Source organism: Xanthocytophaga flava (assembly GCF_030068545.1).
Taxonomy (GTDB): Bacteria; Bacteroidota; Bacteroidia; order Cytophagales; family 172606-1; genus Xanthocytophaga; species Xanthocytophaga flava.
Map to the genome: position 1 here is coordinate 70,765 of NZ_JASJOR010000005.1, position 24,026 is coordinate 94,790.

Here is a 24,026-nt window from a genome sequence, read left to right on the forward strand (position 1 = left end):
GAATAGGTGAAGGCACAGGCTAGAAGATACCTTTGCAGCTTTATGAAATTAGGCTATACTACTTCTACCAAAAAATAGTACTTTAGTGATGTTTTTTATCATAATTAATACGTAATACAATGACACTTAACCGTAGAGATTTTCTTAAAATATCCGGAGCTGCTGCTCTGTCTGCCTGGGCAATGCCTTATGCACAAGCCACACCAATCAAAAATATTGGAATTCAATTGTATACCCTTCGGGATGTAATTGGAAAGGATACAAAAAATGTACTTACTCAATTAGCAAAAGACGGTTATAAGGAATTGGAGGCGTATGGTATTGATAGTGGCAAGTTCTTTAATTTGTCAGGTGCTGAATTCAAGAAGATAGTAACAGATCTGGGAATGAAAACAATCGGATCGCATGCGTCTCCTGATGTAAAGTTTGACAAAGATGTGAAAGCAGGTTTGGATGCTGTAGCGCCAAACTGGAAGAAAGCAGTAGAAACAGCTAAAGAAGGTGGGTTAACCTACATTACATGCCCATGGTGGAAAGAAGAACATCGCAAGTCTGCGGATGATTACAAAAAATCGGCTGCAATCATTAACCTGCTGGCTGAATATGCTGTAAAACAGGGATTGAAATTTACCTATCACAACCATGATTTTGAATTTAAGAAATTTGGAAATACAGATTTCTATGATGTATTGCTGGCACAAACTAATCCGAAAGCAGTTAACTTTGAGATGGATTTGTATTGGGTGGTAGCTGCTGGAAAAAATCCGGATGATTATTTTACTAAGTATCCAGGACGGTTCCATCAGGTACACGTAAAGGATATGAGTAAAGCTGATAAAACAAAAAATACAGAAGTAGGAAAAGGCTCTATCGACTTTGCTAAGATTCTGAAACTGGCGCCTAAGGCAGGTATCAAACATTTCTTTGTAGAACAGGAAAATAACTATTCACCTGATTCTCTTGCCAGTGCAAAACTATGTGCTGATTATCTGAAGAAATTCAACTACTAATACAAAAAATGCCCTGATGCTAGTCAGGGCATTTTCTTTTTATGCTTCACTTTTTTGTTTCTTTTTAGTGGTCTTCTTAGGTGCTGGTGTTTCTTCTGTTTCTGCACTTGCCTTTTCTTCAGATGCTTCCGCTTTCTCTTCGGCTACAGCAGCTGTTGCTTCCTGTTTTTTCAGAATCTCAGGAGCATACTCAAGCAGGATACCGTACCAGGTAACCAGCTTTTTGATATCTGAAGCATATACCCGGTCTCTATCATAATCAGGAACAGCTGTTCCCATAAAAGATGCCAGTTCTTCAGGACTTGATTTACCACTTACAGGCAAACCTTTGTCGCCATAATTATCACCCAGGTTGTATAATACATCCTGTAATGGAGTACTTCCTTCGGAGGTATTTGTATAAACAGAAATCTCTGATAATAAAGACAAACGATGTTGAGGTCCTACAATAAAGCGAGTTTTTTGTTTATCCATTGATTCCAGAATCATACCTGTCCGGGTTGGCTTTACCACTTTGAACAAGCCCCCTTTGCCCGAAACTGTAACAATCTCTTTTAATTCCATGATAATCAGATACGTACTTAAAGATTAAGAAAATAGTAAAATAAATTTAACTAATTCGATGATTTGTGATAAACGGATCCTACTGCAATTCGGACTGCAAAGATGTAAAAAATATGGTTTGAAACATAATCAGATTCAGGAAAGAAGTAAGGATATTTCTATATATAGAATATATAACCTCCTAATTATCTGCATGTTTGATGACATGTTTCTCCTCCGTGAATATAAATTAATGCTCTTTAATTGGTTCTTGTGAGAAGATGAAAATAGTTGATAAGCGACTCACACATGAAATATTTAATGACAACTATATAACACAGACCGATTACAGTAAGATTTTACAACGCTGATAACCTGCAAAATCCTTACCAATTTTCTTTGAATTAGTGAAGAACTAGAAAAACCGTCTGCTTTGTATTGGAGCTTGTATACAAACATTTGTAATTTTGTGGCTCTTTGAAAGAAACGACTATGAAAATTCATGACTTAATTCAGGAAATAAGAGATACACTGATAGGTGTACAGAATGGTGTATTGGTGTGGTTTGATAAACCATTAAAAACAAGGCAATACGTACCACACAACGGTGGGTGGTCAATGGATCAGATTCTGGAACATATTACATTGACAAGTCACTTTCTGCTGATTCTTATTGATAAGGGCACTAGAAAGGCACTTGAGAATGTACAGAAGCAGGACTTACAAGTTGCACTGGAACACTATGTATTTGAACGCAAAAAGCTGGATGAGATAGGAGTGTATCAGTCTTTTGAGTGGATTCGGCCAGAACACATGGAGCCAACCGGACAGAAATCAGAAGAAGAAATACGATCACTCTTTATTGAGCAAATACAACGTTGTCTGACATACCTGGACCAGATGCCTGATGGGGAAGGCGTTTTGTACAAGACAACCATGACAGTGAATAATCTGGGCAAAATAAATGTCTACGAATATATTTATTTCCTGGCAAAACATGCAGAACGCCACATTGGTCAGATGGAACGTAATGAAAGGGAATATGAGGCTACTGTAGTGCACTGATCTTGACTAAAATTCCGGAGGAAGAAGTTTTTTACTAAATCTATTAAAATAGAGTTATATATGGCTGGTCATAGTAAATGGGCAAATATTAAACATCGCAAAGGGACTACTGATGCTCGTCGAGGCAAATTATTTACAAGACTAAGTAAGGAAATTATTGTTGCTGCACGTTTGGGTGGTGGTGACCCTTCGGGTAATCCTCGTTTGCGTATTGCTATTCAGAATGCCAAAACGGCTAATATTCCAAAAGACAATATCGAACGGGCAATCAAGAAAGGAACAGGAGCAGAAGTTGAGAACTATCAGGAAGTGACTTATGAAGGAAACTTTGGGCCTGTTGGAATCTTTATAGAAGCTACAACTGATAATACCACCCGTACAGTAGCCAACATTCGTTCCTATTATAATAAAATAGGAGGTAGCTTGGGTACTAACGGATCTCTGGCGTTTATATTCAACCGCAAAGGAGTATTCAATTTTACATTGCCTTCTACTATAAGTCCAGATGAACTGGAACTGGATTTAATTGATGCAGGGGCAGAGGAAGTAAACATAGAAGATAATCTGGTAACAGTGATCACTTCTTTTGAAGATTATGGGGCCATGCAAAAGAAGCTGGAAGATATGCAGATTGAGATCTCAGAAGCTGCTTTGCAACGTATTCCTAATGTGCTGGTCACACTGGATAATGACACATTCCAGAAGGCAATGAAACTGATTGACTTATTTGAAGATGACGACGATATCCAGAAAGTTTACCACAACATTGATATAACAGAAGAACAAATGGAACTGATTTAAAAAGTATAAACCGCCTTAGCAGAAATAATTCTTAGCTAAGGCGGTTTTTGTATCAGCGAGTAGACTCTTCTTCCAGAAAATCTCGATTTACCCTGCCACTACTAAAGTAACAGTCTGAATAATAAGGATTGGTAAGGGAATCAATAGTTACTCCACGCGAAGTGGATGCATGGGCAAATCGTCCGTTCTGCAGGTAAATACCCACATGCGAAATACCAGAACCGAATGTATCAAAAAAGATGAGGTCTCCTTCGTGTAATTCTTCTTTCTCGATAGGATCTACATCCTGTTCATACATCTTAAGAGCATTGCGGTTAAGATTTAAACCATAGGCTTCCTGATATACATTTCGTACAAAGCCAGAACAATCCGTTCCGGTACGACTATCACTATTGTCTCTGTATGGAACTCCTATCCATTCTGTAATACTCTGTGTTAATGCTTTGTTCGACTCCGGCAAGGGTGGTTGTCCTGTTAACTGAATATGTCGCTGCTGAAAATCAGAATCTGAGATCAGTACAGTAGGAATGTGTGTAACCACAATAGGCTTTTCCTGTTGCTGCTGTACATGTCGGTACATAGCCCATACAGACCATACCGTTGCCAATGCAATAATTACCCAAGGTGTAGCTCGGTGAGTAGCAATTTGTTTACGATGGGCATATAGATATTTTCCTGCGCGAGCCAGCAGAAAAGCTATTTCACAGACAATTATCCAGAAAAGTTTGGCGATTTCCTGTAATACAATCCAGAACTGATTCGCTATGCGTTGCATGTTGCAGAGTTAAAATAGTGAATCGTAAAAAGTTGTTCATAGAATAAATACAGGCTCTAAAATTTAAGGTAAGCTATTGATAGTTTATTTAAGTATCTATACGAAAAATAGACGAATAAGTTGCGTTAGTTTTATGAAGTTATATGTTCTCAATGTGTAAGAACGTAAGATATTGACTGATTCTTTCTTTTAACCGAATTGCCAGCAACTCCTCTGCGGTATGTAGTGAATCATAGATAAGCTGACCTTCCTGCTGATAGGCTTTAATCTTTTCATTATTCCAGTAATGAGGAGGGGGAGCCAGGTTAGTAATCCGGTCTGCCATCTTAACCATCCATACTTCCTTAGGCTGCTGTTGTATACGACGGAGGCTATCCTGCATTTGTTCTATTTTAGTGGGAAATTGTGTGTTTTTGGTAAGGGCCATTACTCCGTCTGCTACATCTGTACCAAATTCTTCCTTAACCTGTTCATAGGTTACAGTTGTATCTTCAATTACATCATGCAAAAGGGCACACTGGATTGCCAGATCCGCATTGTACGTTTGGGTGCTATGCTGGAGTGTCCAGAGTATTTCCATCGTAACTGCACCAATGTGATTGATATAGTCAACACGCATACCCGGTGTACGGCCACCAAAAGTTTGGCCTGAATGGTGAAGTGTGGCAAAGTCCCATGCCTTATTATACAAATCTCTATCCCAGTTGTTCATTGGTATTTTTTAGTTTAACTAGTTGGGAAGTAACTAAATATTTAGCAGGATATAAAACTAACAGTTGGTAAAAGAGAAACGAACTACCTATATTTTGGCTCCATTACAACATTATTACTGATTTTACTATGCAGACAATTCATTGGGGCATCATTGGATGTGGAGATGTAACAGAACTTAAAAGTGGCCCTGCTTTTGCTAAAGTGGCTGATTCCAGGCTGGTTGCCGTCATGCGGCGTGATGGGGTGAAGGCGCAGGATTATGCCAGAAGACACAACGTACCTAAGTGGTACAATGATGCCAGCAAGCTTATTCAGGACCCGGAAGTAAACGCAATTTATATTGCTACGCCGCCTGATAGTCATGAGCACTATGCGTTGGCTGCCATGGAAGCAGGCAAACCTGCCTACATAGAGAAGCCAATGACTACCACTCATGCTCAAGCAGTGAATCTGGTAAAGGCTTCCCATGATACAAATATAAAAATGGTAGTAGCTCACTATCGGAGAGCACAACCTTACTTTAAAAAGATTAAATCTTTGCTGGACGAAGGTGCTATTGGTGAAGTACGTTTTGCCAGACTTTCCTTTTTTGACAAACCTTTATCCCAAGAGGCTTTACAGACTGAAAAGATAGCTTGGCGAGTCGATCCTGCCATTTCCGGTGGAGGATTATTTCATGACCTGGCTCCCCATCAATTAGATCTGGCCTATTACTTCTTTGGAGATGTAGTGACTATACAGGGAATGGCTACTAATCAGTCAAAACAGTATGGTGCAGATGATATAGTTAGTGGAAGCATGCTCTTTCAATCAGGTGTACTCTTTGAGGGCTTATGGTGCTTTACTGTAGATGAATCCGAAACAAAGGACAGCTTTGAAATCATTGGCTCTGAAGGAAAGATTACTTTTTCTGTTTTTGGAAAACAAATCATTTATCTGACTAGAAATGGAAAGGAGTCAGTATTACCTTTTGAAGCACCCACACATGTGCAACAACCCATGATTGAAGAAGTAGTAAGCTATTTTCTGGGAAAAGGCCCAAACCCATGCACTGCTTCCGAAGGAGCAAGAATAATGGAGATGATAGATAAGATGACACAGAAATAAATAAAATAAAAAACTGCTTTTATAATTAACTGAATGAATCAACGAAATTTTGCCAAAGATATATTGTTTGGAGTTGCCGTAGGTGATGCACTGGGTGTACCTGTTGAGTTCAAAGACAGAAGCTACCTGAAACAGTTTCCTGTGACGGATATGATAGGATATGGAACCTACAATCAGCCACCTGGAACCTGGTCAGATGATAGTTCACTTACATTCTGTCTGGCAGAAAGCTTATGTAAAGGGTATGATCTCACTGACCTAAGCCGACGATTTATAACCTGGCGGGAGTATAACCATTGGACACCACATGGTCATGTATTTGATATCGGTATTGCCACATCTGATGCAATTAGTAGACTAAGAAAAGGAGTAAGTCCGGCATTAGCGGGAGGCAAGGATGAGCAATCCAACGGCAATGGTTCATTGATGCGGATTCTGCCACTTGCTTTGTATCTGATAGATAAAGACATCCAAACCCGATTTGAAAAGACCAAAGAGGTATCGACTATCACACATGCGCATATTCGATCTATATTAGCTTGTTTTATTTATCTGGAATATGCACTGTGCTTGATCAAAGGATTGGATAAATGGAAAGCTTTTGAACAGATGCGAGTTACTGTGAATCAATTTCTGGATGAAAACGCGGTTTGTTCAGACGATGAAAGACGAAAGTTTTACCGGATATTGGGGCATCCATCTACAGAGTTTGGTATGGAGCCAATTCATACCTATGAAGAAGTACAGGTATATTCTTCTGGATATGTATTACATAGCCTGGAGGCAAGTTTCTGGTGTTTGCTAAACAGCAATTCATATAGTGAAACAGTACTAAAAGCAGTAAATCTGGGTAAAGACACTGATACAACAGCTGCCATTGCAGGTGGATTGGCTGGATTAGTTTATCAGTTTGAGCAGATACCTGATAAATGGGTTAATGCCTTAGCACGTGTTGGGGATATTCATGCATTGGCAGATAAGCTTGCTCTCAGGTATGCAGATGTAGTATAAACACAGATGATTCCCAATTTTTAGGAGATAATGTTTCCTGTAAAGAAAAATAGAGGATTATACCAAAGAAGAAGTTACAAGTACAATCGTAAAGAACAAAGCTGGCAAACAGTCAAAAGTAAAACAGATCCTACTTTTTCGAAAAGAGTGTAGGATCTGTTTTTTTAGATATCAGATTAATTAAAGCTTTGAGATAACGTATGTTGGTTTATAAATCATGAATTGACCAGAACACGTGAAGGTTTCTGCTGATAGGAAAACAGCTTTCCTATTGGATTTACAAAATACATTTGTAGAAAATAACTTACTGTAACCAACACACCTAATCCTATCAGAAAAGAAGTAAAAGATACATCAGTAGGTTGGTTTTTTAACTGAATCAATTTGTTTAAAAATATGCGGACTTCGAATAGTTCCCTCCAATGTAAAGAAGAGAAAAAACGGAATGCCTGATCTACTCTTCCCCACCACCCCAGGATAAAATAATGTGCGATAAAAATGGTCAGGCTGGCATTGCTGACTTTAAGTATAAATGGATGTGATAGAAAACGGGTTGTTAGGTCTCTATCTGCAGCCAGAGAAAGAATGAGAACTAATTGTATCGGAAGAAACAATCCATTGTGTAATAATGCATAGGGAATAAAAACCGGAAAAATAGCGTAGGCCAATATCGCCACTATCAACATAAGGCTTGGTGATAAACGCATGTAAAATGGCGTATTTATTAGTTGATCATTTTGTTGATTGATCTGATAAATTCGGCAAACCAGCATACCTATTAAAAACTCTGGCAAACGTAAAAGAGGATTGTGGTGCAATAGTCCCTCGAAAATAGGATGCTGGCTATCCAGATCAAAAAAAATATAACAAATAGGATAAATCAGATAGATAGCCCATAAGGTGAGAGTTTTTTTCTGAAGTTGGCTAACTGTGTCATTTTTGATGATTCGACAGAAGTATGGGAACAAAAGATAAAAAAAGAATAATGCTGATATTGACCAGGCAGGTCCATTAACAGATAAAGAAACCGGATTCCATGCATCCAATAAAAATACCTGTGAAAAGAAAGATCCAATAATATAGGGTTTGGTAATAGTAATGTCTGTTCCAGGTATTAAACTGCCTTCCATAGAAAAAAAGCGTGGAGCCATTATAACTATGAACAATAGATGAATGGGATAAATCTTGGAAAGACGGGAATGCAGAAAACGTTTAACAGGAATTCTTATTCCCCTCTCATCATCAAAGTAAACATAGGTCAGGATGAACCCGGAAAGAATGAAAAAAAAACTTGTGCTAAAATAATAATTAGTAAATAATCCCTGCTGCCATTGAGGGAGATGCGAAATATAACTTTCTATAAAGTGGCCTGCTGCTATGGATAATATCAGGAATATTCGAATGCCAGAGAGGGCATTAATGCGGTTTTTTACTTTTAACATTTTAAAATACTTGTAAGGTTATATCGAGGTTTATTGTAGTACTAAAAAGATATTTTGAATGATACCAGCAACTTTTTAGACTAAAGGATATAGTCCAATATGAGAAATGTTTAATTATTGTTGCAGTGATTTTTTCCTTTTTAGTATAAGTGTAAAACTTACTTTGTAAGTAAAGGTCGAATATTGTGGTCAATAAAAATAATTATTTTTTCATCTATTTTGTAGTGGATTGATTACTAATGTATTTACTAAGTAATTATTTTTTACTGATTTTTGTCAATTTTTGCTATTAAATGTATAAGTGATACAAAATATTTGAAATGTTTAGTTTTGTTAAAAATATTACATTGGTAAATATGTATTACTTTTTTGTGGAATGAAACTAATTTGGATATATCCTTTAGTACATAAGAATTATACTAGTGAAGAGAGAGGTCTGTCATCAATTTGAATAATAACATCTAGACTCAAAGACATTTTATTTGTATTCATCCACTTCTAATAATAACTCAATTGCAGTAAAGGAATAGAAAATGCCAAAAGTAGATTTGTGGTTATCTGATCATCTCTTTCATAAGGTTATATGTAGAGATAGACCTTTAAAGCTTATCACTCAAATAAAGAAATGCTAACGCTACTGACATAAGGTTGTCAGTAGAGCCATTTTACTTTGTATCATTCAAACCAAAATGATACATTTTATGAATCTTTCTTCAGTTCGGGTTATTACCACAGATGTTAAACGCCTGGTTGATTTTTATACACAAGTCACCGGGATGACACTCACACAATACACTGACGATTTTGCTGAACTACGTACGTCCCAGGCTACACTAGCTATTGGAAGTACACGTACATTAGCCTTATTTGGAGGGAATAATATAGCAGAAGCCGCTGCTAATCGCTCAGCAATTATTGAATTTAAGGTAGATGATGTTGACGATACATATCAGCAACTAGCTGACTTTCTTGGCAACACTGTTGTACAAGTTCCAACCACGATGCCTTGGGGCAACCGTTCACTGTTGTTCAGAGATCCGGATGGCAACCTGGTGAATTTTTTTACACCTCTCACAAAAGAAGCAAAGGAAAGAGCTACTCAACAGACTACCATTGTTTGATTCTATTCTGGATAGTCTGCTTTTCATCGTAATTCAAAAAATAGAAACCACCTCAAAACCAAAAAAAATATGTGGATACGATCACATTCTGTCACAACACAGGAAGTAACAAAAGAACAACTCTGGCAACTCTTTGCAGATGTAGATAACTGGGCTGCATGGGATGAAGGGGTGGAATATGCAAAGCTTGAAGGTAAATTTGAGAAAGGGGCTTTTTTTACTCTCAAGCCCAAAGGAGGTCCCAAAGTAAAAATACAGCTTATGGAAACCACTAAGAACAAGTCTTTTACCGATATGACCCGATTTCCTATGGGCCGCATGTATGGTGAGCATACTTTCGAAGAAACTACAGAAGGTTTACGCATCACCACGACTATGAAGGTTGAAGGCTTATTGGGGTTTTTCTGGCGTAAAGTTGTCGCACAATCTATTGTAGATGCTTTACCTACTGAAATGCTTCATCAAATACAGGTAGCTAAAAAACTCTGATATGAAACAACGATATTTTATTGCAGTTGTATCAAAAGAACATACACAACGAGGTGTGAATGGAGGATTTATGCAGGTTTGTCATGGGAAGGAAGGACCTCTTAAGCGTATGTCGGTCAAGGACTGGCTAATTGTATATAGTCCGGCAGAAAAAATGAAAGGATCTGCAAAATGCATGGCTTTCACTGCTATCGGACAGGCTTCAGATGATCTGGTCTACGTACATAAAATGAGTGAAGACTTTATCCCTTTTCGCCGTAACATAAGTTTTTACAACTGTCAACAGACCTCTATTTTACCTCTGATTGATCAACTGAATTTTATTCAAAATAAAGTGCAATGGGGATATCCATTTCGGTTTGGTTTTCTGGAAATCCAGGAAAACGATTTTAGACTGATTGCCTCACAAATGTTAGGAGAAAATGGCTCAAAAGATTTCTTACACTACTAATTCCCATTAATATAGACTCTGCAACTATGAAAAAACATGCAAAATTGGTTCGGACATTTGTTCGAACCTTTTTGAAGGTTAGATCTCTTCGTTGCAAAGACTGAACATGCAAATAACTATCCGTCCTCTATCTGTTGATAGAAGTTGTTTTGTCTGTAAGAAAGAAATATGCTATAGCTTAATTACTCCTGCATCACATTATATACTTGTACCTTAGTTGAGATAGGTTGATACAGGGAAGGCTGCTGAGGGCGGGATACATACAAAACTGAGCTGGTGCGTGGCCATTTTTTTACTATATCCACTGGTTGTTTTGTAGAGGTACATCCTGTTTTTGAAGCAGTAGTAGATGTAATTTGGATAGTTGTTGACTGTATTTGCTTAACTGTTTTCAGCGCCTGAAACATCTCAAAGTCCATAAAGTCTTCTTGCTGCTCTTTTTCTAACTTCTTCCAGATAGCATAGGCTGTTTTAATGCGAATGCGTACCTGATCACGCTTCATTTCTTTCAACACATACTTAGCTGCATTGGCTTTGTCCTTTTTCTTTTCCAGCACAGCCAGATGATACTCATTGCGTTTGTGTTTCGCATTGACTTCTTTATACTCTTTTTCCGCTTTCTTCAACTGCTTATCACGTTCTTTGGAGGCAGGTTGAGCTTCCAGTTGTTCCTTTTGCTGTGTTGCGTGTGCCACCAGTTTAGTCAGAAGGGTTTGATCGGCAAGAGATTGTGCTTCATCTTTCTGAATAGCTTTGATACATTGTGCCATCCGGAATAGTTCATGATTCAGACGGGCTTCATAGACCATTAGCCCATAATAGTCAGATTTATATTTGCGAATAGCAGTTGTATTGGTGTGATAACGAGGCATATAGCTTGTAAATATAAAGTGGTTAATTTCATAGTTTTGTTACTTTAAATATACAAAAAAATATGCATGTATTTTTGAGTTTTAGTAAATAAAGAGTACTTAATTAATGTGTTGATATACAATGGATTGAGTGTTTTGTTTTATATGTTTGTAGTCTGGGAGTAGATATTGGTTTTATACTAAAAATATTTGTATAGATAGAAGCCTGTTTTGTATAATGATCGGCTACAGAACTATTTTCAGACTTCTATCTTATCTATGAATCACCATCTGAGCTACGATGGGAAGTAGAGTAATGGGTAAAGTACGTTTGAAGAAGTTTTTGGGCGCCCGATAGTGCTGTAATCTCTCCAGAAGATATGCTTTGCTCAATGTGGGGTATTTGTTGTTTAGTGGAAGGATTTTGATAAAAGGCTGTTTCCAGTTCCTGCCGTATGGTTTCGTGCAACCAGTTTAAGTTCTGATCCTGTCGTTTCTTATGTAAAAATCTATTTTGGTTACTAAGGTTTACATATTTCTCCAGCATTTGCCATAACTCTTTGATTCCGTCTCCTGTAAGGGCTGAACATGTATGTACAGGCGGAATCCAGCCTGACTCTGTCGGAGGCATCAGGTGTAGTGCATTCTGGTAGCTGGCACGAGCCTGACGGGCAGCCATGATATTTGATCCATCAGCTTTGGTAATAGCAATGGCATCAGCCATCTCCATGATACCTCTTTTGATGCCCTGAAGTTCATCGCCAGCACCGGCCAGCATAAGCAGCAGAAAGAAGTCAACCATGCCATGAACAGTAGTTTCTGATTGACCCACCCCAACGGTTTCAATAAAGATGACTTCATAGCCTGCTGCTTCACAAAGAAGTATCGACTGGCGGGTGCTACGGGCTACACCTCCCAGAGACGAGCCAGATGGGGAAGGACGAACATAGGCTAGTGGCTGGTTTACCAGTGTTTCCATACGGGTTTTGTCTCCCAGAATACTTCCATGCGACCGCTGACTGCTCGGGTCAATTGTCAGCACTGCCAGCTTTTTGCCCAATGAAGTGATATGATTGCCAAAGGCCTCAATAAAGGTGCTTTTGCCTACGCCTGGTACACCTGTAATTCCTATCCGCAATGAGTTGCCTGTATAGGGCAATATCCCCTGTATGACTTCTGATGCAATAGCCTGGTCTTTTGGTAAATTGCTTTCAATCAGCGTAATGGCACGGCTCAGAATGATTCGATCTCCCTGGCGGATGCCCTGGATATATATGTCAGGAGAAAGGCGAGGAGGCATGATAAGTATAACACATGAGTTAAAAGTGATGTACCACAGGCAAAAATAGTATTCTTTTTAGAATGATGAGGAATATTGTTTCAGAGAATAGTCTAAAGGTATATATATCATTGTGCTTCCTATGAAGATTGGTTGGTTTATCCACGATTCTTATCTCACTCTGATTTCTTGGTTATTTCAGATTTTCTTTCGTTGTTCTTCCACCATTTTCTTCATTTTTTGCTTTCTTGTATCCAAAGTTGGTTTAAAGTCCAGAACATTTCTCTTCCTATCACCTTGTCACTTTTTTGCTTGCCCAAAAAAGTAACCAAAAAAGGGCAAAAAATTCCAAAGCTTCGCCCCGCAAGGCCAACGCTAGGCCCGCGGAATTTTTATCCCTACGCACCTTCACCACCTTACACGATTGAAGTTACCATTATTCTCTTTGTATCATGTGCTGTTTGAGTATAGAGGTCAGCACAAATAGTCAAGATCATCTTTTGATACGAAGAGAGTTTTGTTCCCTTTAAACGCGAACGTTCGTATCTGTGCGTTAGCCCTCTTTCTGCCGCGAGGAAAGCCCCTGGCTTTGCGGGCAGGAGGTTCGGCAGAAAGTGCCCTTTTTTGGTTACTTTTTTGGGCAAGCAAAAAAGTGACAAGGTGATAGGAAGAGAAATGTTCTGGACTTTAAACCAACTTTGGATACAAGAAAGCAAAAAATGAAGAAAATGGTGGAAGAATCGAGAACGGGACACTAAACCAAGCTAGGGAAAGACATGCAGAAATGAAGAAACTGGTGAAATCGCAATCTTTAAATGGTGAATGGAAAACAATTCTATTGATAAAATAACACTATACCCTGTTTTTCTTCATAAAAAAATGCATTTTTGAACCAACCAAACTTTGAATTTATTATTTTTTGAGATGGGCATTCGGCACGAAAAACTCTGGCAACCTTTAGAAGAATATTTGACCATATATCCAAAGACAAAGATTCTGTTATACTTTAAAACCTCTGAAGGAGACTATAAAGGATTGCCACTGGTATTTCGTGATGGAGAACCTCGTTTACAGACTGAAGCAGGAATTACAGCTGCAATGGCTTTGTCTGAACCTGCCAAAACAGAGTTTATGAAACGCTATCGTCAGGATAAACTCTTCTCTCTGGCATCTGTGTGTAAATATTATTTTGGTCCGTTGTATCGGGGAAACAGAGAAACACATGTATATGACCCAATGCATGAATTGCAGGTGAGCAAGGATGAAATACTAGATATATTTCCTGATCTATCTGAAAAAGCTTCCTATGGAAACTACATTCGGCTGGAGAAGTTATCGTCATTGGTAACCCGTGTTGAATTACAACGACAAACAGATAGTGTAGAAGAAAAAGAAGCTACCTATACAAAACCTGTTCAGCTATTTCCTTTAAATCAGATATTATACGGCCCTCCAGGTACTGGAAAAACTTACCAGACAATAAACTATGCTGTGGCTATTATCGAAAGCAAACCGATAGAAGCTATACAGGCAGAAGATCGTGCAGAAGTTCAGAAACGATATGAATATTATCAGGAGCAGGAACAGATTGAGTTTATCACCTTTCACCAAAGTTATTCTTATGAAGAGTTTGTGCAGGGATTACGGCCTGACACCCATCGTCACACAGATAATCTGCACTTTCGACTGACTGACGGAGTATTTAAACGGATTGCTGACCGTGCAAAAGCGAACTATGAAGCGTATCGACGTACTATTAACAAACCCAAGCTGCCTTTTGAATCTCTGCTGGATCAGATGCTGATGGAGAGTATGAACCGTGAAACTGAAGAGGTAGAGATTCCATTACAGAATCCGGGAGGGCAGTTTCGGAGTATGATTATCTATGAGGTAGGAGATACTTATCTTTTGTATAAGCGTCGTGCTACACGCGGTGACAATGTCAAAGAAGAAGTACGACAGCTATATCTACATAAGTTGCGGGAAAGCTTTTATGGAAAAGAGATTCGGGAAGCTATTAATCGACCCTATTACGAAGCAGTAGTATATGCACTCCGGAAGTTTGAGAAAAATCTCAAACATGCCAAGTCTGAAGATCGGTTAAAAAACTATGTATTGATCATTGATGAAATAAACCGGGCAAATATTTCACGGGTATTCGGAGAGTTGATTACATTATTGGAAGAAGACAAACGTTTAGGCAAAGAGCATCCCCTTACTGTAACATTACCCTCAGGTGAAAGCTTTGCCGTGCCTTGCAATTTATCGATTGTAGGTACAATGAACACCGCAGACAAATCCATATCCTTGTTGGATGCTGCCTTACGCAGACGGTTTGTGTTTGTTCCTATGTATCCTCAGTATGATTTGATACCTGAAGCAGCCTCTGTATTGCAATCATTGAATGAACAGATACGGGAACGTAAAGGAGTAGATTTTATGATTGGACACTCTTTCTTTATCAATAAGTCAGTCAGTGAATTTCCTGAAATCTTTAATCAGAAGATTATTCCGTTATTATATGAGTATTTTAACACACGTATCGAACCTATCCGGGATATACTTCAGAAAAGTGGAATAGTACTGACTGAAGAAAATTATCAGCTTAAAGTAACAGGTATAGTAGGGTAAATAGTTAGTATACATTCAGATAGATCAATCAGGTCTTTGTCTTGAATTTGGATTTTTTTAGTAGGGCATTCTTTCTAGACTATATGTGTTTTTACTCAAAAACCTACCTGTGATATACAAATGAAATTTGGTACTTGCCTCATAGATAGAATACAGAGTAAATTTGTTAATATAGGGTTATGGTCCATCCTATATTAAGGCCATGGAGTTCTTTTTAGAAGGGCAATACAAGACGACACGGAAGGAGAGGAGAAAGCAGTTTATTAATACTGTTTCATGGGTATGCTTTAGCATACTTCTATTTTCTGTTATTCCAGCGGTTTATGTTGGAATATGGAAAGTAGCGGTGTTGATGGCAGCCATGACTATCTGTTTTGGGGTAGGTATCTATATAAATCTTCGTGGATATGTTACCACAGCAGGTAACTTTATTCTGTTTTCTATCAGCGTTCTGTTATTTTTATATTCACTCTTACTGGGTTCTCCTGCTTTTTCTTTTCTGTATTTTTTTCCGCTCATATTTGCCGTTCCCTTCTTCATCAATTACCGAAATACCTTACAGCTTGTTATCCACATTATACATCCAACAGTTTTTGTATTGATTCTTACATTCGTAGATACAGACTTTGTTACACCTATTATTCTTCCTGGAGATCAGATGGTTTTTCGGGCTATCAGTTTGGTATTGGTTATTACTTTGTGTCAATTCTTTGTTTACGAGATCGTTGTATCAAACCTGAACAGTGAAAGGCAATTGCAAAAGTCAGAGGCACAACAACGTGTTATCAATGGCGATCTGTTACGGATTAATCAGGAACTGGACCGGTTTGTATATAGCATCAGCCATGATTTGAAAGCTCCGGTTGCTTCTGCATTGGGACTGGTAGAATTGATGAAGGATGAAGAAGATATGAATGAGATGAGAGACTACAACCAGATCATGGAACGAAATCTGTTACGTCTGGATGCTTTTATCGGAGATATTCTGGATTATTCACGCAATGCCCAGTTCGAAATAAAGAAAGATATTATTTTTCTGGAAGAAGAAATTAATGATGCGATTCAGCAATATCAGTTTATGGATGGGGCTACCCGGATAGATGTTTCCAATGCAATCGTTCAGCATTCAGACTTTATAACTGACCGTTACAGACTGCGGGTTATTCTTAATAATATAATTTCCAATGCGTTTCGCTACAGAAATCCACAGGAATCTTCTCCCTGGATTAATATAACGTGCAATGTCTCTTCTGATCAGGCGATCATTAAAGTAAAAGACAATGGCATTGGCATTGCGAAAGAGCATCTTACTCATATTTTCGATATGTTTTACCGGGCTAGCCATTCGCTGCCAGGATCAGGATTAGGGTTATATATTGCCAGAGAATCCGCTATCCGAATGGGTGGGGATATCCGTGTATCATCTGTACCCGGACATTTTACAGAGTTTATCGTAGAGATTCCCAACGGAAAATAAATGTATAAACAAACATCCCTGTCACTGTAGCTTTCATTGCCATACAGAGACAGGGATGCAGTAATTCAAGATAATTTATTCTCAGTTCAGAACATCTGCCTCAATCACACTGGCATTGCCTTTCTGATGATATACTCGCTGAGTAGCTTTTATAAAATCTTCCTCATTGGCTTTATAGATATTTTCCACATATTTCTGAGGGTTCCGGTCAAATACAGGGAAACATGAACTCTGTACCTGAATCATAATACGATGTCCCTTTTTGAAAGTGTGCAATACATCCTGTAACCGGAAGTTTACTTCCGTAACCTGACCTGGAGTCAGAGGTTCTGGTTTAGAGAAGCTATTTCGGAAACGTGCCCGCATAATTTCGCTGCGTACCATTTGCTGGTAGCTGGCAAGCATTACATTTTTGTTGGGCATGTACTTATGATTGGGTTCGTTGTCAGGATATACATCAACCAGCTTTACAAAGAAGTCCGCATCTGAACCTGTAGTGCTAATCTTAAGCTTCGCCATAATTTCTCCTCCCAGTGTTATATCCTGATCCAGCACATCCGTCTGGAAGACAAGCACATCTGGACGGGAAGCTGCAAAACGCTGATCTCCGGACATGTATTTGAATGGAGTAAACCCAAACATTTCAGCTTCTTCTTCACTGGATGGAACAGGTTTCATTGGATCTGAGATATATTCTGAAAAAGATTGGCTTTCACCAGGCTCAGACGTAGCAAGTTTGCCATTGGCCTGGAAATAAAAGGTTGTTTTCTTTGCTGCAGGCGAAGGATATCTATCAAACTTCTTATATTCTTTAGTACCTGTGTCAAAAAGCCATGCTTCAGGCAAATCAACCTTTCCATCTTCTTTGTCTTTCAGAAAGTGGTGGAAGAACTTACCTTCGATTTCTCGTTGATAAAAGGTAGCCACGCTATCTCCAAAATAGATATCACCATGCAAGGTATGCCCAGTCTCACGTGACCAGCGACCATGCCCAAACGGTCCCATTGTAATCACGTTGAAGATTCCCGGATTGTTTTTCTCCAGTGTTTTATAGATTGTCAGAGGGCCATACAGATCTTCTGCATCAAACCAGCCACCTACCGTTAATACGGCATGTTTTACGTTCTTGAGGTGAGGTACAATACTCCGTTTTTGCCAGAACTCATCGTAGTTGGGATGCTCTACTGTTTCCTGCCAGAAGAAGTTGTCTGCATAATATTTGTTTCCGTTTTTGAGTGGGCCTAGTTTCATATAGTAATCATATCCATCACGGGCACCAATAGGCGCAATCATTTTATCCGCAAACCAGTCTTTAGAAGTAGGAGCAGGATGCTGAATGCCAAACAGCGGGTATGTCAGGAAGTATTCTTCTGTGAAGGCACCATTGTGATGAAAGTCATCAAAATAAAAGTCCGATACCGGAGCCTGAGGAGAGGAAGCCTTTAGAGCAGGGTGCTGAGACAAGGCACCTGCGATGGTATAAAATCCCGGATAGGAAATCCCCCACTGACCTACACGACCATTGTTGTATTTGACATTTTTCAGTAGCCAGTCAATGGTGTCATAGGTATCCGATGCTTCATCAATGGATTTATCCTTCTTAGGATCTTTCTTTTCATGATGAGGTGTCATATTGGTCCAGGTGCCTTCACTCATATAGCGTCCGCGTACATCCTGATACACAACAATGTATTTCTCCCTCATCATGACATCAGACGGACTGATATGTCGCGAGTAGGCATTAGGGCCGTAAGGTGCTACTGAATAGCAGGTCCGCTGCATAATCATTGGATACTTGTTTTTATTAGATGCATCTTTGGGGACATATACAATGGTAAATAACTTGATACCATCCCGCATGGGTATCTGATATTCATACTTCTGGTAATTGTTGCGAACAAAGGCAGTATCGGCAGTTTGCGCAAAAGTGTCTGTGAAAAACAGACCTAAAAAAACGAAAAAGAGAAATGCATACAGCTTTTTCTTCATGGATTGCAAGATTTAGTTTGTTTGAATGTTTTGAAACAGGTTATTGATTTTACTGTAAAGTGTAAAGAGGCTTTAAACGATAAGCTGGATAGGGTAACTATCAGGAGAACAAAAATAGTATCTTTTTCCAACCAAAGACTTTTCAGTTGGATAAGATTTGGGAAAAGCATTTATATTTGTCCAACTTAATTTTATCGTTCACTCATTCAGAATTAAAAATATGCGACAAAAGATTGTAGCTGGAAACTGGAAAATGAATAAAACCCGTGATGAGGCGTTGGCTCTTACATCCGAAATAGTAAACATGGTTCGTGATGAAGTAAGAGGTGATGTACAGGTGGTAGTATGTGTACCATTTGTATACCTGACGTCTGTAGGGAAGCTTCTGGAAACTCAGTCTAATATCTCTTTAGGCGCTCAAAATTGTCATCAGAAAGCTTCTGGCGCATTTACAGGAGAAATTTCAGCTGCTATGTTGCAATCTGTGGGTACACAATATGTTATTTTGGGACATAGCGAAAGAAGACAATATTTTGGAGAATCAAACGAATTACTTAAGGACAAAGTAAATATTGTCTTGGAAAACGGAATGAAGCCAATCTTCTGTTGTGGGGAAACGCTGGAGCAACGTGAGCAGGGAATTCATTTTGATTTAGTATGCAATCAATTAACAGAAAGTCTGTTCCATCTGACACCTGAGCAGTTTGCGAACGTAGTAATCGCCTATGAACCTATCTGGGCTATTGGAACAGGTAAGACTGCTACTTCTGACCAGGCTCAGGAAATGCATGCCAAACTACGTGCACATATTGCCTCAAAGTATGGTGCAGCTGTCGCAGATGCAACTTCTATACTGTATGGGGGCAGTGCCAATCCAGGTAATGCACGCGAATTATTCGGACAGTCTGATGTTGATGGTGGCCTTATTGGAGGTGCTTCCTTAAAATCACGTGATTTTCTCGATATTATCAAATCATTTTAGTTGATCTGGTATCAGAGATAAAAAAGGTCCTCTTAGCAAAAAGAGGACCTTTTTTATAGGGTGACTAATCACCGGAAAAGCAGAAAGAAAGTTAATTACTAGATACTTTCTCGCCTTTAGCATTTTTAATGTTAGATAAGGTAGTTTCTGTAAAGCTGGATAGTTTGCTCATTGCATCATCAAACTCGCTACCAAATTTATCGGAAAGATCTTTTGCAGAGTCTGCAATTTTCTTGCGGGTTTCTTTACCACTGGAAGGTGCCAGTAAAAGGCCAGCAACCACTCCTGCTGCTGCTCCGATCAGAAATCCCTGAAGCACTTTTTTTGTGTTATCTTTCATAGCTTACAAAAATAGTTAGTTTAAAAATAGGTTAAAGTAACGAAAAAAATGAAAACCTGATACCCAATCAGGACCATTGACTAGCTTCTACGAATTTTGTTGGTAAAAGTATAAGATTTATAATAAAAAAATATTTTTTTGTCTAAAAATACATGTTTATTGCTTTCTATCATTGTTTCTGCTAATCAGTGACTCTTTATGTAATTATACTGCATAACGGAAGGTGACAACAGAAGATTGCAGGCAGTGTAAAAAAAATCTTTGTTCATACATTAACTATCCTATCCATTGTTAACTCCGTCACAAATTACAGAGATTGCTGCACAGTTTCAGTTTGCTACAGATGGCATTTCCTTTCGTACTCTCCATTCCGGACATATTCATGATACTTACCTGCTTGAATGTGGTTCTTCGCAGTATGTATTACAACGCGTAAATCATCTGGTTTTTAAAAGTCCGGAAACGGTGATGGAAAATATCCGGAAGGCAACTGCTTTTCAGTTGGAGTATTTTCGTTCTCAGCGAATTAATGCAGTTATTCCTGAATTGGTTACGACTCGTTCCGGAAGTTCATTCTTAAAAGATGAAATGGGTAATTACTGGCGGGCTTTTACCTATATTCCGGACACTGTTTCTTTTGAAGAAGTACAAACACCTGAACAGGCCTATGAAGCAGCCCGTATGTTTGGTTTTTTTGTGCGGTCTTTACAAGACCTATCTGCAGAGGAACTACAGGAGACAATTCCTGCCTTTCATAATGCTGTTTCACGTCGGAATGCCTTTTCACAGGCGATTTCAACAGGTTTGCCTGATAGAATTAAAGCAGCTGCTACAGAAATCACTTTCTTTGAGTCCAGAGGGCATATTGCTGATAAAATAGATTTACTATTACGTCAGAAAGAGGTTCCATTACGCATTGTTCACAATGATACCAAGATCAGTAATGTGCTTATGGGGGCATCAACCGGAAAGGGAGTATGTGCCATTGACCTGGATACAGTGATGCCAGGAACTCTGTTATATGACTTTGGGGATATGATGCGTACATTCTTAAGTCCTGCTGCCGAAGATGAAACAGATTTAGATAAAGTGCAGATTCGTATGGATGTCTTTGAATCTCTTGCCAAAGGATATTGGTCTGAGGTAGGAGAGTGGATAACCAAAGCAGAGAGAGATAATCTGGTATTTGGAGGAATGCTTATGACCTATATTATGGGTATCCGTTTTCTAACAGACTTTCTACAGGGAGACGTATATTATAAAATACATAGGCCTACACATAATCTGGATCGAAGTCGTACACAAATGCGCTTGTTGTCCTTAATGGAAACCCACAGAGAGGAAATGGAATCAATTATTGCAGGGCTTTGACATGAGTGATCCCGAATTTTGGATATGAATAAAACTAAGCCTATATTTTTGAAATTGTGGGCTTGGGTTAATTTTTGAGAATCACTCTCCCTTTTCTCTTTCTTGTATCCAAGGTTGGTTTATAGTCCAAAACATATCTCTTCCTACCACCTGTTACTTTCTTTGCTTGCCCAAAGAAAGGGGCACCAAATGAGAATTTGGTGAGCCAGATTTGTGTGTTTGTAAAGAAAAGGTACTTTTTCCCGATCCTTCTGCCCGCAAGGCCAAAGGCCAACCTCGCGGAGAAAAGATTCCCAACGCACCTATACGGCCATTCCCTATTTAAGTCGTCTTTGCTTTCTTTATAACGTTTGTTATTACTTTCTCAGCAACATTCTTCTTCAAAATTCGGGATGATTCATATTGCAGGACTTTAAAACAAAAGGTGCCGTTGTTAAACGGCACCTTTTGTTTTACTATCAGAACTCTGTATTTGTTGTGTTTGTAGCTGGATTAGGTGTTGGTGATTTACCTTCACTTATAATCTTGAACTCCGTTCGTCGGTTAAATTCTCTTCCTTCTCTTTCATCGTCATTAGATGCCATAGGTTGGGTTTCTCCATACCCTTGTGCTACTAAACGGCTTGCATCCACACGACGGCTAATAAGATAATTTACTACAGCCACAGCTCTTCTGTGAGACAACTGCTGATTATAATCATTCGAGCCTACATTATCTGTGTGACCTGCAATCTCCACCCGATACGATGGATTTTCCTTCAATAACCGGGCAAGTTTGTTTAACTCTTTATAAGAATCTATTTTGAAAGATGTTTTGTTAAAGTCAAAATAGATATTGTGAAGAACGGTTACAAATCCCACTTTCAGCTTCTGTAGTTTTACATCGCGTCTGACTAGCTGTTCCATCTCTGACATGGCCGGAACCGTTACCTCGAGGTTTTCAAACATATATCCATTTTGTTCAACAGATACTATATAGTCCTGAGGAGAGCTGTTTTGGAATGTACACTGGTATATACCGTTTGCTACTTTTTTGATTCCGATAACTACACCATCATTTTTGCCTTTTACAATAATACTTCCTACATCAAGTGATTTCTTGCCATCTGCCAGAACCCGGATCTGAAGTTTAACCACCTGCATCTCTTTGGCTTCAATAGGCACATCTTTTGAAATATCCTTAACAACCTGATTCGTATCTTTCTTAATCGGTTTATTTTTCAGTTGTTCATACGTACGACGATCTTCAGGAAGGAGTACCTTATAAATATCTTTTTCTCCCATACCATCATCTTTTACAGAGGCATAGTACCCGTATTTGCTGTCCCCGGATTTTACGAAATAGATGTCATTATCCGGCGTACTGATCGGATAACCTATGTTAACAGGTTCTTTCCATTTTTTTGAGGCACTATCAAATTCTGAAACAAACACATCGTATCCCCCCATTCCTTCATGGGCATTCGAACTGAAATACAATGTCTTACCGTCATAATCGATAAAAGGACCATCTTCATTATTAGGTGTATTAACTGGTGCTCCCATGTTTTCTGGTTTACCCCAGCGTCCTCTTTTATCTTTTTTACACATCCAGATGTCAATACCGCCTAATCCACCAGGTCTGTCACTTGTAAAGAACATGGTTAATCCGTCAGCAGAGATAGAGATAGAGTTTTCGTTGTATTTTGAGTTTACCTGCTGATCAATTGGGTGGGGGTCTGTCCATGTGCTATCTTCATTCATTTCAGATACATAGATATCACCACCATTCTCATCTTTGTATAGATATAGGGTTTTACCATCAGGAGACAAACCTATACTGGCATCATGGTATTCGGTATTGATCGGAGATCCAATGTTTTTAGCAGGTTGCCATTTTCCATCTTTGAAATAGGAAATATAAATATCTTCATAAAACTGAAGGTCTGTATCCACGTTTCCAATACCTGTTGACCCATCCCGACGGGATGTAAATACCATCATCGTTTCATCTTTATTTACAGCAACGCCATATTCAGGATGGATAGAGTTTACCCCATCACCTGCGTTGGTACTTTGGTATGCATTAGGTTCTGCTGTAAACTTACGGGCATTTTCGCATTCTTTGACACGCTTTTCTGTTTTAGCCAGTGAGTTTTTCGCTTCTGTTGTCTTCAACCCTCCCGCTTTCAATTCAGTAGTATATTTCTGATAATAGTCGATCGCCTCATCAAATTTAAAACCCAGGTGATACGATTCTGCAATCAGGAAAAGTATGTCTTTACTTACTTTGGGGTCAAGTTCATACGCCTTCTGAAGATATTTACTGGCACGGCCCTTGTCAATTGTTTCCAGAATACATTTCCCTGCCATAAAGTTGGCGCGGACATTGTTTGGGTTTGCTTTTAATGCTAGTTCATAGGTCTCCAATGCCAGCATCTTACCACCAATGTTGTAGGCCGCGTCACCTTCTGCTACCAGATCTGCATCGGCCGATTGAGCAATCAGGTGCCCACTTGCCAGAGACAATCCAATCCATAAAAGGTATGTATAAAACTTTTTCATAAACTTAACTTGGGTTTCATTTCCTAGCTGGGAG

At 38.9% G+C, this 24,026-nt stretch carries 21 protein-coding genes; 12 read left to right on the forward strand and 9 right to left on the reverse strand.

Annotated features, from left to right (window positions below; translation table 11 throughout):
- The first annotated feature begins 119 nt into the window (after window positions 1–119).
- Complete coding sequence (locus tag QNI15_RS09370) at window positions 120–1,010, forward strand: TIM barrel protein (RefSeq protein ID WP_314000373.1); 891 nt, start codon at window positions 120–122, stop codon at window positions 1,008–1,010.
- 39 nt (window positions 1,011–1,049) lie between these two features.
- Here the strand turns inward: QNI15_RS09370 and QNI15_RS09375 are convergent, their stop codons facing one another.
- Window positions 1,050–1,574, reverse strand: coding sequence for a DUF5606 family protein (locus QNI15_RS09375; RefSeq protein ID WP_314000375.1), 525 nt, complete (start codon window positions 1,572–1,574; stop codon window positions 1,050–1,052).
- Window positions 1,575–2,045: 471 nt separating this feature from the next.
- On the opposite strand from QNI15_RS09375, the gene QNI15_RS09380 reads away from it, so the two are divergent.
- Window positions 2,046–2,618, forward strand: a complete 573-nt coding sequence (locus QNI15_RS09380; RefSeq protein WP_314000377.1) for a DinB family protein — start codon at window positions 2,046–2,048, stop codon at window positions 2,616–2,618.
- Between the two features lie 60 nt (window positions 2,619–2,678).
- Window positions 2,679–3,419: a YebC/PmpR family DNA-binding transcriptional regulator gene (locus tag QNI15_RS09385; RefSeq protein WP_314031510.1), complete on the forward strand. Its 741-nt coding sequence runs from the start codon at window positions 2,679–2,681 to the stop codon at window positions 3,417–3,419.
- Between the two features lie 52 nt (window positions 3,420–3,471).
- Here the strand turns inward: QNI15_RS09385 and QNI15_RS09390 are convergent, their stop codons facing one another.
- The gene (locus QNI15_RS09390; protein ID WP_314000381.1) at window positions 3,472–4,194 is read right to left on the reverse strand and encodes a C40 family peptidase; all 723 of its coding nucleotides are present in this window, start codon (window positions 4,192–4,194) and stop codon (window positions 3,472–3,474) included.
- A gap of 139 nt (window positions 4,195–4,333) precedes the next feature.
- Window positions 4,334–4,906: an HD domain-containing protein gene (locus QNI15_RS09395; RefSeq protein ID WP_314000383.1), complete on the reverse strand. Its 573-nt coding sequence runs from the start codon at window positions 4,904–4,906 to the stop codon at window positions 4,334–4,336.
- Window positions 4,907–5,034: 128 nt separating this feature from the next.
- On the opposite strand from QNI15_RS09395, the gene QNI15_RS09400 reads away from it, so the two are divergent.
- The gene (locus QNI15_RS09400) at window positions 5,035–6,015 is read left to right on the forward strand and encodes a Gfo/Idh/MocA family protein (RefSeq protein WP_314031511.1); all 981 of its coding nucleotides are present in this window, start codon (window positions 5,035–5,037) and stop codon (window positions 6,013–6,015) included.
- Between the two features lie 33 nt (window positions 6,016–6,048).
- Window positions 6,049–7,026: an ADP-ribosylglycohydrolase family protein gene (locus QNI15_RS09405; protein ID WP_314031512.1), complete on the forward strand. Its 978-nt coding sequence runs from the start codon at window positions 6,049–6,051 to the stop codon at window positions 7,024–7,026.
- 215 nt (window positions 7,027–7,241) lie between these two features.
- Here the strand turns inward: QNI15_RS09405 and QNI15_RS09410 are convergent, their stop codons facing one another.
- Window positions 7,242–8,468, reverse strand: a complete 1,227-nt coding sequence (locus QNI15_RS09410; RefSeq protein WP_314031513.1) for an acyltransferase family protein — start codon at window positions 8,466–8,468, stop codon at window positions 7,242–7,244.
- Between the two features lie 701 nt (window positions 8,469–9,169).
- Here QNI15_RS09410 and QNI15_RS09415 point away from each other — a divergent pair.
- The 3 genes from QNI15_RS09415 to QNI15_RS09425 all read left to right on the forward strand — a co-directional run bounded on the left by QNI15_RS09415 (window position 9,170) and on the right by QNI15_RS09425 (window position 10,529).
- Window positions 9,170–9,589, forward strand: coding sequence for a VOC family protein (locus QNI15_RS09415; RefSeq protein ID WP_314000390.1), 420 nt, complete (start codon window positions 9,170–9,172; stop codon window positions 9,587–9,589).
- A 69-nt stretch (window positions 9,590–9,658) separates the two neighbouring features.
- A complete protein-coding gene (locus QNI15_RS09420; protein ID WP_314000392.1) occupies window positions 9,659–10,078 on the forward strand; it encodes an SRPBCC family protein in 420 nt (139 codons plus the stop codon).
- 1 nt (window position 10,079) lies between these two features.
- Complete coding sequence (locus tag QNI15_RS09425; protein WP_314031514.1) at window positions 10,080–10,529, forward strand: EVE domain-containing protein; 450 nt, start codon at window positions 10,080–10,082, stop codon at window positions 10,527–10,529.
- 182 nt (window positions 10,530–10,711) lie between these two features.
- On the opposite strand, the gene QNI15_RS09430 is transcribed toward QNI15_RS09425, so the two are convergent.
- Both QNI15_RS09430 and meaB read right to left on the reverse strand, forming a co-directional pair.
- Entirely contained in the window at window positions 10,712–11,401 is a 690-nt protein-coding gene (locus QNI15_RS09430; RefSeq protein ID WP_314031515.1) for a hypothetical protein, read from the reverse strand.
- 256 nt (window positions 11,402–11,657) lie between these two features.
- Window positions 11,658–12,680, reverse strand: a complete 1,023-nt coding sequence (meaB, locus tag QNI15_RS09435) for a methylmalonyl Co-A mutase-associated GTPase MeaB (protein WP_314031516.1) — start codon at window positions 12,678–12,680, stop codon at window positions 11,658–11,660.
- 882 nt (window positions 12,681–13,562) lie between these two features.
- Between meaB and QNI15_RS09440 the strand changes: the two genes are divergently transcribed.
- The gene (locus QNI15_RS09440) at window positions 13,563–15,290 is read left to right on the forward strand and encodes an AAA family ATPase (protein ID WP_314031517.1); all 1,728 of its coding nucleotides are present in this window, start codon (window positions 13,563–13,565) and stop codon (window positions 15,288–15,290) included.
- Window positions 15,291–15,492: 202 nt separating this feature from the next.
- Window positions 15,493–16,767 (forward strand): sensor histidine kinase, encoded by a 1,275-nt coding sequence (locus tag QNI15_RS09445; RefSeq protein WP_314031518.1) that lies wholly within the window; start codon window positions 15,493–15,495, stop codon window positions 16,765–16,767.
- An 81-nt stretch (window positions 16,768–16,848) separates the two neighbouring features.
- Here the strand turns inward: QNI15_RS09445 and QNI15_RS09450 are convergent, their stop codons facing one another.
- On the reverse strand, window positions 16,849–18,756 hold the full coding sequence (locus tag QNI15_RS09450; protein WP_314031520.1) for a CocE/NonD family hydrolase: 1,908 nt from the start codon (window positions 18,754–18,756) through the stop codon (window positions 16,849–16,851).
- Window positions 18,757–18,976: 220 nt separating this feature from the next.
- Between QNI15_RS09450 and tpiA the strand changes: the two genes are divergently transcribed.
- Window positions 18,977–19,738, forward strand: coding sequence for a triose-phosphate isomerase (gene tpiA, locus QNI15_RS09455; RefSeq protein WP_314031522.1), 762 nt, complete (start codon window positions 18,977–18,979; stop codon window positions 19,736–19,738).
- A gap of 91 nt (window positions 19,739–19,829) precedes the next feature.
- Here tpiA and QNI15_RS09460 read toward each other — a convergent pair whose 3' ends face one another.
- On the reverse strand, window positions 19,830–20,078 hold the full coding sequence (locus QNI15_RS09460) for a YtxH domain-containing protein (RefSeq protein WP_313978628.1): 249 nt from the start codon (window positions 20,076–20,078) through the stop codon (window positions 19,830–19,832).
- A 288-nt stretch (window positions 20,079–20,366) separates the two neighbouring features.
- On the opposite strand from QNI15_RS09460, the gene QNI15_RS09465 reads away from it, so the two are divergent.
- Window positions 20,367–21,449 carry a phosphotransferase enzyme family protein gene (locus QNI15_RS09465; protein WP_314031523.1) on the forward strand — a complete coding sequence of 361 codons (1,083 nt, stop codon included), beginning with the start codon at window positions 20,367–20,369 and terminating at the stop codon, window positions 21,447–21,449.
- Window positions 21,450–21,907: 458 nt separating this feature from the next.
- Here QNI15_RS09465 and QNI15_RS09470 read toward each other — a convergent pair whose 3' ends face one another.
- Window positions 21,908–23,992: an OmpA family protein gene (locus tag QNI15_RS09470; RefSeq protein WP_314031524.1), complete on the reverse strand. Its 2,085-nt coding sequence runs from the start codon at window positions 23,990–23,992 to the stop codon at window positions 21,908–21,910.
- Window positions 23,993–24,026 lie beyond the last annotated feature (34 nt).